Genomic DNA, 14,005 nt, shown 5'->3' on the forward strand with positions numbered 1-14,005 from the left:
TCACTCTCTCTCCATGTTCAGCGGGAAATGGCAGGCGAAAAGATGATTTTTCGGCCCGTCGAGACGCGGGGTTTCGATACATTTGCGCTGGGCATATGGGCAGCGCGGCCCGAGGCGGCAGCCAATCGGCAAGTGCTCAAGCAGCGGGATCGCGCCCGGCAGCGTATTGAGGCGGCTTTTATGCGGCATCGCGCTGCCGAAGTCGGGGATCGCGCGGATCAGCGCCTGAGTGTAAGGGTGGTGCGGGGTGGAGATAAGCTCCTCGCTTGGCGCGGTTTCCACCGTCTGCCCGCAATAGAGCACGTCGATGCGGTCGGCCCACTGGCTCAGCATCTGTAAGTCGTGGCTGATAAGCAGAATCGTCGTGTTGTTATTCTGATTCAGCCGCGAGAGCAGGCGGAAAATCTGCGCCTGGGTGGTTGGCTCCATCGCGTTGGTTGGCTCATCGGCAATCAGCAGACGCGGCTGATTAGCGAGCGCGATGGCTATCATCACCTTCTGACATTCACCTTCCGTCAGCTCATACGGAAAGCTGCGCATCGCGTCTTTATGGTCTTTAATCCCGACACGGTGCAGCAGTTCTATGGCCCGGCGCTTGCGCCAGCCGAAACGCTGCCACCAGCGGCCTTTGTACGTCCAGCCGGGGATGTTTTGCATCAGCTGGCGGCCAATTTTCTCTGACGGATCGAGACAGGATTGCGGCTCCTGGAAAATCATCGACACGTTATGGCCCACCAGACGGCGGCGCTCGCGCGGCGAGAGGCGCAGCAGGTCGATATCGTCAAAGCGCATACGGTCGGCGGTGATGCGCCAGTTGTCTTTGGTCACTCCGCAGATCGCTTTCGCAATCAGACTCTTACCGGAGCCCGATTCGCCCACCAGCCCGCGAATGTCGCCTTCCGGCAGGCTCAGGCTCACGCGGTCCACGGCTTTCACCCAGCCTTCGCTGGTTTTAAATTCAATCGTCAGGTTGCGAATATCCAGCAGCGGCATTATTCCACCCCCGCGTCGATGGCGCGACGGATGCCGTCGCCGAGTAAATTGACCAGCAGTACGCTAATCATAATGGCGGCCCCCGGCAGCATCACCGTCCAGGGCGCGACGTAAATCAGCTCCAGCGCGTCGCCGAGCATCGCGCCCCATTCGGGCGAAGGGAGCTGCGCGCCGAGCTCGAGAAAACCGAGCGCCGCGATATCCAGAATCGCAATCGACAGCGCACGGGTGATTTCGCCGACCAGCACCGACGCGGTGTTAGGGAGTACGGCGAACCACAAAATATTAAAGGTGGTCGCGCCATCCAGACGTGCGGCGATCACATAGTCTTTTTCCAGCTCGTCATGCACCATGCTGTACACCGAGCGCACCATACGCGGCACCAGCGCGAGCCAGACAGCCAGCATCGCGTGGCTGAGCTGCGGTCCGGCGAAGGCGACCACGATAATCGCCAGCAGCAGCGAGGGGATCGAGAGCAGCGTATCCAGTACGTGATTAAGCACCGCCGAGCGCAAGCCGTGAGTGGCACCCGCCAGCACGCCCAGCACCATTCCGCAGGCAGTCGCCGCCAGCGTCACGACGAACGCGCCGCCGATGGTAGGAGCCGCGCCGCTCAGCAGGCGGCTTAACAGATCGCGTCCTAAATCGTCAGTCCCGAGGAAGAACGAGACTTCGCCATAGCGCGACCACGACGGCGGCAGCAGCTGATAGCCGAGAAATTGTTGATCGATGCCGTAGGGCGCAAAGAGCCTGCCGAACACGCATAACAGCACCAGACCCGCACAGCCGTACAGGCCTACCATTGCGACGGTGTCGCCATAAAATTTACGCCAGACGGTGCGCAGCGCGCCCGGCGCGCGTTTCTCGCGATAGACGCTATCGTAAGGCATACCATTCCTTATGTTTCAGCGGGTTCGCCAGCGCGCCCAGAATATCCGAAATTACGTTCACCAGAATCACCAGCGACCCGACGACCATCACGCCCGCTGAAATCGCGGCGTAATCCTGCTGACGAATGGCGTTAATCAGCCAGCGGCCAAGGCCCGGCCAGCTAAAGACCATCTCAGTGATCATTGCAAGCGTCAGCATGGTGGAGAATTGCAGCCCCAGACGCGGAATGACCGGCGGCAGGGCGTTATGCAGCACGTGGCGGCGCAGAATGGTCAGGCGCGACAGCCCGCGCGTGGCGGCCGCTTTGATGTAGTTGCGCTCGAGAATTTCAACGGTACTGACACGCACCAGCCGGATCACTTCGGTGGTTGGCGCGACGGCGAGCGTCAGCACCGGCAGCACCATATGGCGCAGTGCGCTTAAAATCATCTCGTGACGCCACGGCGAGTCAGAAAGCCAGGCGTCAATCAGCGCGAAGCCCGTCACCGTTTTCACTTCATACAGCAGGTCGAAGCGCCCGGAGACCGGGAACCAGCCGAGCGTCAGCGAAAAGAACAGCGTAAAAAGCAGCGCCAGCCAGAATACCGGAATCGAAAAGCCGAGCAGTGCCAGCGCGCTGATGATTTTATCCTGCCATTTATGGCGAAGAATGCCCGCCACCATGCCGACCGGAATACCCACCAGCAGTGCCAGCCCGAAGGCCAGCACGCACAGCTCCATCGTGGCCGGGAACACTTCGCGCAACTGTGTGGAGATAAGCTGGCCGTTGATGCTGGAGACCCCGAAATCCCAGTGCAATACGCTATCGCACCAGAACAGCCACGCGTTCCAGAGCGAAGCGCCCTGGAGCGGCGCATGCGGCGTGAAATAGCTCAGGCAGAAGCCGACAATCGTCAGGAAAAACAGCGTGATCAACAGCAACACCAGACGGCGGAGAGTGAAAATAATCATGGCTGCTTCTCCTCAGAAGGCTCGCGCGAGACGCCCGCGAACGAGGCGTTGCCGAACGGGCTCAGTACCAGGCCTTTCATATCATAACGGTACGCCTGCAACCGCAGCGACGACGCCAGCGGCAGCACCGGTAGCTGTTCGGCGAGGATCGTCTGCGCGCGGGTGTAGGCTTCAATCCGGTACGCCAGCTGCTGCGAGGAGAGGGCCGATTGCAGCACGGCGTCAAAATCACGATCGCACCAGTGCGCGTAGTTGGTTTGCGAGCGAATGGCCGCACAGCTTAACAGCGGACGGAAAAAACTATCCGGATCGTTACTGTCCGTCGCCCAGCCCGCGAGCGTTAAATCGTGGTTCATATCCATCAGACGGGCCTCCTGAAAACGGCCCTCCACCGGAACGATATCCACCGTCACGCCCACCTGCGCCAGATCCGCCTGCAACAGTTCGGCGGTTTTGAGCGGGCTTGGGTTCCAGGCCTGAGAGCTGGTTGGCACCCAGAGCTTCAGCGTCAGGTTTTCAAGCCCCAGCGCTTTCAGCTGCGCACGCGCTTTATCCGGGTTGTATTCGGTGATTTTGGCGTTGTTGTCATAGGCCCAGGAGGCGCGCGGCAGAATCGACGCGGCGGTCTCCGCCGTGCCGTAGTAGATAGACTGCATCAGGCGCTGGTTATTGATGGCCAGCGCCAGCGCGTGACGTACTTTCGGGTTATCCAGCGGCGCTTTATGTGTGTTAAACGCCAGATAAGCGATATTCATGCCGGGGCGCAGCGTCAGGCGCAGGCGTGGATCGTCTCTGAGACTCGTAAGCTGGCTCGCGGCAGGCCATGCCAGCACGTCGCACTCGCCGGTCAGGAGCTTCGACAGACGCCCCGTGCCGCCGGAGCCGAGATCGATAACCACCTGCGGCATCTGCGGTTTGCCGCGCCAGTAGGCGTCGTGGCGCAGCAGGCGAATGTACTGCCCGGCGCGATACTCGCCAAGACGGAACGGCCCGGTGCCGACCGGCTCGCGATCGAGCTCCTCCTGATTGCCGCTGCGCTCAAGCGCCGCGGCGTACTCCGCCGACATCACCGATGCGTAATGCGTGGCGAGATGCCATAAAAACGAGGCGTCCGGCTGGCGTAAGCGAAACTCCACGGTGCGGTTGTCAAGCTTGCGCACGCTGCGGACGTTATCGGCGAACTGGAGACTGTCGAAATAGGGGTAGCTGCCGCCGTTGACGTTATGCCACGGGTGTTTCGGGTCGATAATGCGCTGAAAGCTGAACACCACATCGTCGGCATTCAGCGCGCGCGTGGGCGTAAACCAGCGGGTGTGTTGAAACTGCACGTTCGGGCGCAGGCGAAAACGCCAGGTAATGCCATCGTCCGGCGTCTCCCAGCTTTCGGCGAGTTCCGGCACCAGCCGGTAAGTATAAGGATCGACATCCAGCAGCCTGTCATAGAGCTGTGCGGCGAGCGTATCTACCGTCAGCCCGCTGCCCGCTTTTTGCGGGTTAAAGGTATTAACCTGGCCATTAACGCAATAGACAAATCCGCTCTGGCGAATATCGCCGGGCGATTCGGCGAGAGGCGCAGCAAAAGCCGGTACGCTCAGCAGCCCGAGCGTCGCTAAAAAGGAGGAGAGAATTCCGCGCATAAGTTTTTGAGTTGTTTTCGTCACCAGGCAAAGTGTATCGCACTTACGCGGCCTGCGTAAAAAACTCTGCGGGCGTTTGGGTTAAAAGTAGTCGTGTTTAGCGAATTTCATGTTTTTTCAGCAGCGCCCGCAGCTGATGGTAGGTTAAACCGAGCAATTCAGCGGCCTGTTTCTGGTTATATTTCGCCGCCTGCAGGCTCGCCTCCAGCAGCCGTTTTTCTTCATCATGCTGCCATTTGCGCAGGTTCAGCGGCAGCGACGGGCCGCTGGTCGATGCATTGGGTGTCGTCACCGGCGCTATCTCCGCCGGTTCGCGGCGAAACGGATCGAGAATAATGTTATCCACCGGCTCATCGCTGCTGGCGTGACGATAGACGGAGCGCTCCACCACGTTTTTCAGCTCGCGAATGTTGCCTGGCCAGCGATAGCCGAGCAGGGTTTCTCGCGCGCGTTCGGTAAAGCCCGGAAAGAGCGGCAGGCCCAGCTCGCGGCACATCTGGATGGCGAACTGCTCCGCCAGCAGCATAATATCGCTGTCGCGCTCGCGAAGGGCAGGGAGCAACACGACGTCAAAGGCGAGACGGTCGAGCAGGTCGGCGCGGAATTTCTCCTCTTCCACCAGACGCGGCAAATCGGCGTTGGTCGCACAGATTAGCCGCACGTTCACCTGCAACGGCTGACTGCCGCCGACGCGCTCCAGCTCGCCATACTCGATGACTCTTAACAGTTTTTCCTGCACCAGCATCGGCGCGGTGGCGAGTTCATCCAGAAACAGCGTGCCGCCGTCGGCGCGCTCAAAGCGGCCCGGGTGGCGCTTCTGCGCGCCGGTAAACGCCCCGGCCTCGTGGCCGAAAAGCTCGGTATCCAGCAGGTTTTCATTCAGCGCCGCGCAGTTCAGCGAGATAAATGGCCCCTGCCAGCGGCGCGACAGGTAGTGAAGACGATGTGCGATAAGCTCTTTGCCGGTACCGCGTTCGCCAATAATCAGCACCGGTTTATCAAGCGGCGCGAGCCTTGAGACCTGTTCCAGCACCTCAAGAAACCGGTTCGCTTCGCCAATCAGGTTATCTTTGTATTCAGTCATGATGAAATTCACCACTTAGTAGCGTATATCACTACTCTAGCCTGGAAGGGCGTAACGGTGAAATTTTGACTATGCTTTATAATCAAAGGGTTAAAAAAGTGGCACGGAGTTTGTATTAAGCTCTACAGCAAGGGCTTAGCCCGTCTTACCATGTAGAGGATGAAATTATGGGTATTTTTTCTCGTTTTGCCGACATCGTGAACGCCAACATCAACGCCCTGCTGGAGAAGGCTGAAGATCCACAAAAACTGGTCCGCCTGATGATTCAGGAAATGGAAGATACGCTGGTGGAAGTGCGTTCAACCTCCGCCCGCGCGCTGGCGGAAAAGAAACAGATCGCGCGCCGCATCGAACAGGCTAACGCGCAGCAGGCCGAATGGCAGGAGAAAGCCGAGCTGGCGCTGCGTAAAGATAAAGACGATCTGGCCCGCGCCGCGCTGATTGAAAAACAGAAACTGACCGACATTATTCGTGTGCTGGAAGAAGAAGCGTCTCAGCTTGATGAAACGCTGGCGCGTATGAAACAGGAAATCGGCGAGCTTGAGAATAAACTCAGCGAAACCCGCGCGCGTCAGCAGGCATTGACTCTGCGCCACCAGGCGGCGTCTTCCTCCCGTGATGTGCGCCGTCAGCTCGACAGCGGCAAAATCGATGAAGCGATGGCGCGTTTCGAATCGTTCGAGCGCCGCATCGATCAGATGGAAGCCGAAGCGGAAAGCCACGGTTTTGGTAAGCAGAAATCGCTGGACCAGCAGTTTGCCGAACTGAAAGCTGATGATGACATCAGCGTGCAGCTGGCAGCGCTGAAAGCGAAAGTGCAGCAGCGCGACGGCGAATAATCGCCCGCATTGACAAGGAGCGCGGCGGCACGTGCCGTCGCATTATTGACCCGTAAGGAGAACCCATGAGTGCACTGTTTCTGGCTATACCGTTAACGCTGTTTGTGCTGTTTGTGTTGCCGGTCTGGCTCTGGCTTCACTACAGCAACCGCTCCGGGCGCGATGCGCTCTCTCAGAGCGAGCAGCAGCGCCTGGCACAGCTTAATGAAGAGGCGCAGCGCATGCGCGAACGCATCCACGCGCTGGAACAAATTCTTGATGCCGAGCACCCGAACTGGAGAAACCAATAATGACGCGTACGTTTAGCGGCAAAAAGCTGGGACGCCTTCCCCGCGAAGGTATGGTGAAGGGCGTTTGTGCGGGTATCGCGCACTATCTGGACGTGCCGGTCAAACTGGTGCGGCTGATAACCGTGCTGTCGATGCTCTTCGGGCTGTTTTTTATCACTATTGTTGCCTATATCGTGCTGACCTTCGCGCTCGACCCGCTCGATGAGACGCAGGAAGGGGAGGCAGCGCCCACCAGCAGCGACTTGCTGAATGCGGTGGATGCCGAACTTGCCGCAGGCGAGCAGCGTTTGCGGGCAATGGAGCGTTACGTGACATCGGATGCCTTCTCGCTGCGAAGCCGTTTCCGCCAGCTATAATGAGGCTATCAGGGGGCTGTGCCCTTGGTTAATAAAGGAGCCGTTATGAATTCCACCCGTTGGCAACGTGTCTCCCGCCGTGCGAAGCCAGGGCTTAAAATCGCCGGTAAACTGGCGCTGATGACCGCGCTGCGTTACGGCCCGGCAGGGTTTGCCGGATGGGCGGTGAAATCCGTTGCCCGTAAGCCGCTTAAAATCGCGCTGGCGTTTGCGCTTGAGCCCTTATTAAACCGGCTCGCGAAACGCGTCTCGGCGCGTTATATCAATAAACCTTCACGCAAATAGCCCGAGCCTCTCGGGCTTTTCTTTTTCAGGCGTTTTTTGCGCTACTTCACAATTACTCACACTGATTTCCGGAAACCGGGTTTAATTCCTAAAAGCCAAATTTACGCGCGTTGACACCTCTATTTACCAGGGGTAGCCTTTCTTCGTGGGACCGCTACCATGGAAATATCAATAATGGAAAATATAACCCCTTTCACGATAAATCTCGACGCGATTAAAAATCTGATCGCGCGAATTTATGGCGATGGATTTACTACTTCGCATTACGAAACACTCGAAAAACATATTTCAGAAACGCGTAAAGCCATTACAGTGCCACGTAAAAAAGGCTGGGATGAAACCGATGTGGTATTAATTACCTATGCCGATCAGTTCAGCGCGCCCGGTGAAAAACGCCTCGCGACTTTTCAGCGCTTTTTTGAAAAGTGGTTAAAACCGTATTTTTCTCATATTCATCTTTTGCCGTTTTATCCCTGGTCGTCTGACGACGGATTTTCGGTGGTGGATTACCACCGCGTCGACCCACAGTGCGGCGACTGGGGCGATATCGCGAGGCTTAATACCCAGGCGCGGCTGATGTTTGACTTCGTCTGCAACCATATTTCCGCCCAGAGTGAATGGTTTGCAGATTATCTCGCGCAAAAACCGGGCTATGAAGATTTCTTTATTGCCGTTGACCCGGCGACGGATTTATCCGCCGTCACCCGACCGCGCGCGTTGCCGTTATTAACACCGTTTACGATGCAAAACGGCCGGGTACGTCACCTGTGGACCACCTTCAGCGAAGATCAGATTGACCTCAATTTCGCCAGCCCGGTTGTTCTGCTGGCGATGGTGGATGTCCTTTTGCATTATCTGCGCGAAGGGGCGCAATATGTCCGCCTCGACGCCGTCGGCTTTATGTGGAAAACACCTGGAACGAGCTGTATCCATCTGGAAAAAACACATCTGTTAGTGAAGCTGTTCCGCGCGATCGCCGATGTGGTGGCTCCGGGCACTGTGATCATCACCGAAACTAACGTACCGCATAAAGACAATATCGCGTATCTGGGTAATGGGTTTGATGAGGCGCAGATGGTGTACCAGTTCCCGCTGCCGCCGCTGCTGCTGCATGCTATTCATACCCAAAATGCCCGCACGCTCTGCGAGTGGGCGCAGGGGTTAAGTGACGCGCGTATCGGTGAAACCACCTGGTTTAATTTCCTGGCGTCGCATGACGGCATCGGGCTTAATCCGCTGCGCGGCATTCTTCCCGAAGACGCGATTTTACGCCTGGTGGAAGACCTTCAGGCGCAAGGCGCGCGGGTCAACTGGAAAAATAACCCGGATGGCACGCGCAGCCCGTATGAAATTAACGTCACGTATATGGATGCCCTTAGTTTACAGAATGACAGCGACGCGACGCGCCTTGCGCGTTTTTTGCTGGCGCACGCGCTGTTATTAACCTTCCCCGGCGTTCCGGCGATTTATATTCAAAGTATTCTCGGCTCGCGCAATGATGAAGAGGGCGTTGAACTGCTTGGCTATAACCGCGCTATTAATCGTCAAAAATATACCGAGGCGGAAATGAACGTGGCGCTACAGGCCGAAGGGAATTTACGCCACGAAACGTGGAAGCAACTCGGCGAGCTTATTTCGCTTCGCCGCCAGCACGCATCGTTTCATCCCGACAGCGCCTTTGCCGCTCGCTGTATTAATGATGCAGTGCTGGAAATTATGCGCGTTGCAGATAATGGCGCGACGGTCATTGCCCTCTTTAATCTTAGCGATACCGCGCAGGTTATTGATTATGACGCCCGCGGCTGTCGTGAATTAATTACCGGCGCGACGATAAATAGTGACTCGCTGATTCTTGCCCCATGGAAAGCAATGTGGCTTAGCAAAGCCTGAAAGGACTGAATATGCGAAACAATAATATTGTGCTGATTTCAGCACTGGTTGCCTGCGCCCTGATGTCAGGCTGTGACGATAAGAAAAAGGAAAATGTTGCCATCGAATTTATGCATTCGTCGGTGGAACAGGAGCGCCAGGCGGTAATTACGCGCCTTATCGAGCGCTTCGAAAAGGCGAACCCGGGGATCACGGTGAAACAGGTGCCGGTCGAAGAAGACGCGTACAACACCAAAGTCACCACGCTTGCCCGCTCTGGCGCGCTGCCAGAAGTCATTGAGATTAGCCACGACTACGCCAAAGTGATGGACAAAGAGCAACTGCTCGATCGCGAGGCCATCAAAGCCGCGGTGGCGCAGGTCGGCGAAAATCAGTTCTTTGACGGCGTGCTGCGCATTGTGCGCACTGAGGACGGCACGGCCTGGACCGGTGTGCCCATCAGCGCCTGGCTTGGCGGCGTCTGGTATCACAAATCGCGTCTGGCGGAAGTGGGCATCAGCGAACCGCAGGACTGGCAGTCACTGCTGAACGCCGCAACGCTTTTGAATAAACCGTCCGATAAAAAATACGGCATCGCACTGCCCACCGCCGAGAGCGTCATGACCGAACAGGCGTTCTCGCAGTTTGCGCTCTCCAACGGCGCGAACGCGTTTGACGCCAGCGGCAACATTACGCTTAACACGCCTGAAATGCGTGAGGCGCTGGAGTTCTACCGCGAGCTCGCGGCGCTCTCCATGCCTGGCTCGAACGACGTCATGGAAATCAAAGACGCCTTTATGAACGGCACCGCGCCCATGGCTATCTACTCCACCTACATCCTGCCTGCGGTGTTTAAAGAGGGCGACCCGCAGGATCTCGGCTTTGTCGTGCCGACCAAAAAATCTGCCGCCGCCTACGGAATGCTGACTTCACTCACCATCACCGCCGGGCAGCGTGAAGAGGAAACCGAAGCCGCGAAGAAATTCGTGGTCTTTATGGAGCAGGCGGAAAACGCCGCCGACTGGGTGCTGATGTCGCCGGGCGCGGCGTTGCCGGTCAACAAAACCGTGGTAGAGACGCCTACCTATCAGCAAAACCCGGTCATTAAAGCGTTCGGCGGGCTCACCCGCGAACTCATCGCGCAATTCCCTAACGTGCAGGTCTTCGGCTCGGTTGGCGACAAAAACTTCACCCGTATGGGCGATGTGACGGGATCCGGCGTCATTAACGAAATGGTCAACAGCGTCACGGTTGGCGGCAAGTCGCCGGAAGCGGCGCTGGTTGACGGGCAAAAACGTCTCGATGAACTGGTCGCCAGACCGTAACCCCGACGCAGGAAATGGCTCTCATGAAGAAGTTAACTTCAGGTGGTTCTGATATGCCATTCGCCATGCTGCTCCTGGCCCCCAGCCTGCTGTTGCTGGGCGGCCTGGTAGCCTGGCCGATGCTGTCGAATATCGAAATCAGTTTTTTACGCCTGCCGCTCAACCCGCGCCTGCCGTCGCAGTTCATCGGGCTTGAGAACTACCTCAAAATCCTCAGCGATCCGGGCTTCTGGCACTCGCTGTGGATGACCTGCTGGTACACGGCGCTGGTGGTGGCGGGCAGTACCGCGCTTGGGTTGTCCGTCGCGATTTTCTTTAACCGCGAGTTTCGCTTTCGCAAAACCGCGCGCTCGCTGGTGATCCTCTCTTACGTCACGCCGTCCATTTCACTGATATTTGCGTGGAAATATATGTTCAACAACGGCTATGGCGTCGTGAACTGGATTGCGGGCGATCTGCTGCATCTCTACGACCAGGCTCCGCTGTGGTTCGACAACCCGTCCAGCAGCTTCGCACTGGTGGTGCTGTTCGCCATCTGGCGCTACTTCCCCTACGCCTTCATCTCGTTTCTGGCGATTTTGCAGACCATCGACAAATCGCTCTACGAGGCGGCGGAGATGGACGGCGCAAGCGCCTGGCAGCGGTTTCGCATCGTGACGCTGCCCGCCATCATGCCGGTACTGGCGACCGTCGTGACGCTGCGCACTATCTGGATGTTCTACATGTTCGCGGACGTTTATTTGCTGACGACCAAAGTCGATATCCTGGGCGTATATCTCTACAAAACCGCCTTTGCGTTCAACGACCTCGGTAAAGCGGCAGCGATTTCCGTCGTGCTGTTCATCATTATTTTCGCAGTGATCCTGATTACCAGAAAGCGGGTGAATCTCCATGACAATAAATAAACGTTTTGCACGGCGCGCGGGGTTTTACTTCGGGCTGGCGCTGTTCCTGATTGCAACGCTGCTGCCTTTCTTTGTGATGCTGATGACCTCGTTCAAAAGCCCGAAAGAGGCGATTTCGCTGCACCCGACGCTGTTCCCGCAGCACTGGACGCTGGAGCACTATGTCGACATTTTCAATCCGCTGATCTTTCCGTTCGTCACCTATTTTCGCAACAGCCTGGTGGTGTCGATGGTGTCATCTGGCGTCGCGGTGTTTATCGGCATTCTCGGTGCCTATGCGCTGTCAAAGCTGCGCTTCAAGGGGCGGATGACCATCAATGCCAGTTTTTACACGGTCTATATGTTCTCCGGCATTCTGCTGGTGGTGCCGCTCTTCAAAATCATCACCGCGCTTGGCATCTATGACACACAGCTCGCCATTATCGTGACGATGGTGACGCAGACGCTGCCGACCGCTGTGTTCATGCTGAAAAGCTACTTCGACACCATTCCTGATGAAATCGAAGAGGCGGCGATGATGGATGGCTTAAACCGTCTGCAAATCATCTTTCGCATCACCGTACCACTGGCGGTTTCCGGCCTGGTCTCGGTGTTCGTCTACTGCTTTATGGTGGCGTGGAACGATTACCTCTTCGCCTCGATTTTCCTTTCCAGCGCGTCGAACTTCACGCTGCCTGTCGGGCTTAACACGCTCTTTAGCACGCCGGACTACATCTGGGGACGCATGATGGCCGCGTCACTGGTGACAGCGTTGCCGGTGGTGGTGATGTACGCGCTTTCCGAACGTTTCATAAAAAGTGGGTTGACCGACGGCGGCGTGAAGGGCTGACCGGGTCATTTTCAGGGAGAAAGTAATGAAAAAATTAGTGGCTCAGGCACCGCGTGTGGCGGCGCTGGTGGAATATCAGGACCGTGCAGTCGCGGATAACGAAGTGAAAATCCGCGTGCGCTTCGGCGCGCCGAAACACGGCACCGAAGTGGTGGATTTTCGCGCGGCCAGTCCGTTTATCGATGAAGAATTTTCCAGCGAATGGCAGCTCTTCACGCCGCGCCCGGAAGGCGCACCGCGTGGCATTGAGTTCGGCAAATTCCAGCTCGGCAATATGGTGGTGGGCGAGATTATCGAGCGCGGCGCACGCGTCACCGAATACGCCCTGGGCGACCTGGTCTGCACCTATGGCCCGCTGATGGAAACCGTCATCGTTAACGCCGTGGATAACTATAAGCTTCGCAAAATGCCGCAGGGCAGTAGCTGGAAAAACGCAGTCTGCTATGACCCGGCGCAGTTCGCCATGAGCGGCGTGCGCGACGGCAATGTGCGCGTCGGCGATTTCGTGGTCGTGGTAGGGCTTGGTGCCATCGGGCAGATAGCCGTACAGCTGGCGAAAAAAGCGGGCGCGTCGGTAGTGATTGGCGTCGATCCTATTGAGCACCGCTGTGCGATTGCCCGGCGTCACGGCGCGGATTATACCTTTAACCCCATTGGCGCGGACATCGGGCTTGAAATCAAAAAGCTCACCGGCAAACAGGGCGCGGACGTCATCATCGAAACCAGCGGCAACGCCGATGCTCTGCAGGCCGCGCTGCGCGGTATCGCCTACGGCGGCACCATCTCGTATGTCGCATTCGCTAAGCCGTTTACCAGCCTTAACTTCGGGCGCGAAGCGCATTTTAACAACGCGAAAATTGTCTTCTCCCGCGCCTGTAGCGAGCCGAACCCGGACTATCCGCGCTGGAGCCGCAAGCGTATCGAAGAGACCTGCTGGGAGCTGCTGATGAACGGCTATCTCAACTGCGAAGATCTGATTGACCCGGTCGTGCCTTTCGCCCAGAGCGCGGAGAGCTACATGAAGTATGTCGATCAGCACCCGGAACTGAGCATCAAAATGGGCGTCACTTTTTAATTCACGGATGAAACAACAATGAAAATCGCAACGCAGAATCAGGCATTTTTCCCGGAAAACATTCTGGAGAAATTTCGTTATATCAAAGCGATGGGCTTTGACGGCTATGAAATCGACGGCAAGCTGCTGGTGGACAATCTTGCGGAGGTTAAAGCCGCGATTCAGGAGACCGGCCTGCCGGTGACGAGCGCCTGCGGTGGTTACGACGGATGGATCGGCGACTTTATCGAGGAGCGCCGCCTGAACGGGCTTTCACAGATCACCCGCATTCTGGAGGCGCTGGCGGAAGTCGGCGGCAAAGGGATTGTGGTGCCTGCGGCCTGGGGCATGTTCACTTTTCGTCTGCCGCCGATGAAATCGCCGCGAAGCCTGGCGGGCGACAGAAAAGCGGTCAGCGATTCGCTGCGCTATCTCGACGAGGTGGCGGCGCGTACCGGCACCACGGTTTTCCTTGAGCCGCTCAACCGCTACCAGGATCACATGATCAACACGCTCGCCGACGCCCGACGCTATATCGTCGAGGGCGGCCTGAAGCATGTCAAAATCATCGGCGATTTTTATCACATGAATATCGAGGAAGATAACCTCTGCAAGGCGTTCCACGATAACCGCGATCTCTTAGGGCACGTTCACATCGCCGAGATGATCAGCTATAAGGGAAAGGATATTGATTAAT

The 14,005-nt window shown here is 57.2% G+C and carries 14 protein-coding genes and 1 pseudogene; 10 read left to right on the top strand and 5 right to left on the bottom strand.

Going from position 1 to position 14,005, the window contains the following annotated elements; translation table 11 throughout:
• From sapD to pspF, 5 genes are all read right to left on the bottom strand, one after another.
• Complete coding sequence (sapD, locus tag G6041_RS04210) at nucleotides 1–993, bottom strand: putrescine export ABC transporter ATP-binding protein SapD (protein ID WP_004385360.1); 993 nt, start codon at nucleotides 991–993, stop codon at nucleotides 1–3.
• Nucleotides 993–1,883, bottom strand: a complete 891-nt coding sequence (sapC, locus tag G6041_RS04215; RefSeq protein WP_012124585.1) for a putrescine export ABC transporter permease SapC — start codon at nucleotides 1,881–1,883, stop codon at nucleotides 993–995. Before sapC ends, sapD begins: the two co-directional genes overlap by 1 nt.
• Nucleotides 1,870–2,835 carry a putrescine export ABC transporter permease SapB gene (gene sapB, locus G6041_RS04220; protein ID WP_004385361.1) on the bottom strand — a complete coding sequence of 322 codons (966 nt, stop codon included), beginning with the start codon at nucleotides 2,833–2,835 and terminating at the stop codon, nucleotides 1,870–1,872. The genes sapC and sapB overlap by 14 nt, the downstream gene beginning before the upstream one ends.
• On the bottom strand, nucleotides 2,832–4,472 hold the full coding sequence (sapA, locus tag G6041_RS04225) for an ABC transporter substrate-binding protein SapA (RefSeq protein WP_007901564.1): 1,641 nt from the start codon (nucleotides 4,470–4,472) through the stop codon (nucleotides 2,832–2,834). The genes sapB and sapA overlap by 4 nt, the downstream gene beginning before the upstream one ends.
• Nucleotides 4,473–4,569: 97 nt before the next feature.
• Nucleotides 4,570–5,571, bottom strand: a complete 1,002-nt coding sequence (gene pspF, locus G6041_RS04230) for a phage shock protein operon transcriptional activator (RefSeq protein ID WP_162618436.1) — start codon at nucleotides 5,569–5,571, stop codon at nucleotides 4,570–4,572.
• A gap of 152 nt (nucleotides 5,572–5,723) precedes the next feature.
• Here pspF and pspA point away from each other — a divergent pair, with 152 nt between their 5' ends.
• The 10 genes and pseudogenes from pspA to G6041_RS04280 form a co-directional block, all read left to right on the top strand.
• Nucleotides 5,724–6,395 (top strand): phage shock protein PspA, encoded by a 672-nt coding sequence (gene pspA, locus G6041_RS04235; protein WP_007782094.1) that lies wholly within the window; start codon nucleotides 5,724–5,726, stop codon nucleotides 6,393–6,395.
• Between the two features lie 65 nt (nucleotides 6,396–6,460).
• The gene (pspB, locus tag G6041_RS04240) at nucleotides 6,461–6,685 is read left to right on the top strand and encodes an envelope stress response membrane protein PspB (protein ID WP_004385364.1); all 225 of its coding nucleotides are present in this window, start codon (nucleotides 6,461–6,463) and stop codon (nucleotides 6,683–6,685) included.
• Entirely contained in the window at nucleotides 6,685–7,041 is a 357-nt protein-coding gene (gene pspC, locus G6041_RS04245) for an envelope stress response membrane protein PspC (protein WP_004385365.1), read from the top strand. Before pspB ends, pspC begins: the two co-directional genes overlap by 1 nt.
• 45 nt (nucleotides 7,042–7,086) lie before the next feature.
• Nucleotides 7,087–7,326, top strand: a complete 240-nt coding sequence (gene pspD / locus G6041_RS04250) for a phage shock protein PspD (RefSeq protein ID WP_012124587.1) — start codon at nucleotides 7,087–7,089, stop codon at nucleotides 7,324–7,326.
• A gap of 174 nt (nucleotides 7,327–7,500) precedes the next feature.
• Nucleotides 7,501–9,216 (top strand): alpha-amylase family glycosyl hydrolase, encoded by a 1,716-nt coding sequence (locus tag G6041_RS04255; RefSeq protein WP_166491629.1) that lies wholly within the window; start codon nucleotides 7,501–7,503, stop codon nucleotides 9,214–9,216.
• Between the two features lie 11 nt (nucleotides 9,217–9,227).
• Nucleotides 9,228–10,520, top strand: a complete 1,293-nt coding sequence (locus tag G6041_RS04260) for an ABC transporter substrate-binding protein (protein ID WP_007901555.1) — start codon at nucleotides 9,228–9,230, stop codon at nucleotides 10,518–10,520.
• A 23-nt stretch (nucleotides 10,521–10,543) separates the two neighbouring features.
• Nucleotides 10,544–11,425 (top strand): carbohydrate ABC transporter permease, encoded by an 882-nt coding sequence (locus G6041_RS04265; RefSeq protein WP_041460486.1) that lies wholly within the window; start codon nucleotides 10,544–10,546, stop codon nucleotides 11,423–11,425.
• On the top strand, nucleotides 11,412–12,254 hold the full coding sequence (locus G6041_RS04270) for a carbohydrate ABC transporter permease (RefSeq protein ID WP_012124590.1): 843 nt from the start codon (nucleotides 11,412–11,414) through the stop codon (nucleotides 12,252–12,254). The genes G6041_RS04265 and G6041_RS04270 overlap by 14 nt, the downstream gene beginning before the upstream one ends.
• Nucleotides 12,255–12,279: 25 nt before the next feature.
• Complete coding sequence (locus G6041_RS04275; protein ID WP_012124591.1) at nucleotides 12,280–13,329, top strand: zinc-dependent alcohol dehydrogenase; 1,050 nt, start codon at nucleotides 12,280–12,282, stop codon at nucleotides 13,327–13,329.
• 18 nt (nucleotides 13,330–13,347) lie between these two features.
• Nucleotides 13,348–13,986: pseudogene (locus G6041_RS04280) on the top strand (sugar phosphate isomerase/epimerase family protein); the annotation flags it as partial.
• Nucleotides 13,987–14,005: the final 19 nt, after the last annotated feature.

Origin of the sequence: Cronobacter sp. HA18003 (assembly GCF_011605905.1) — a bacterium.
Classification (GTDB): Bacteria; Pseudomonadota; Gammaproteobacteria; order Enterobacterales; family Enterobacteriaceae; genus Cronobacter; species Cronobacter sakazakii.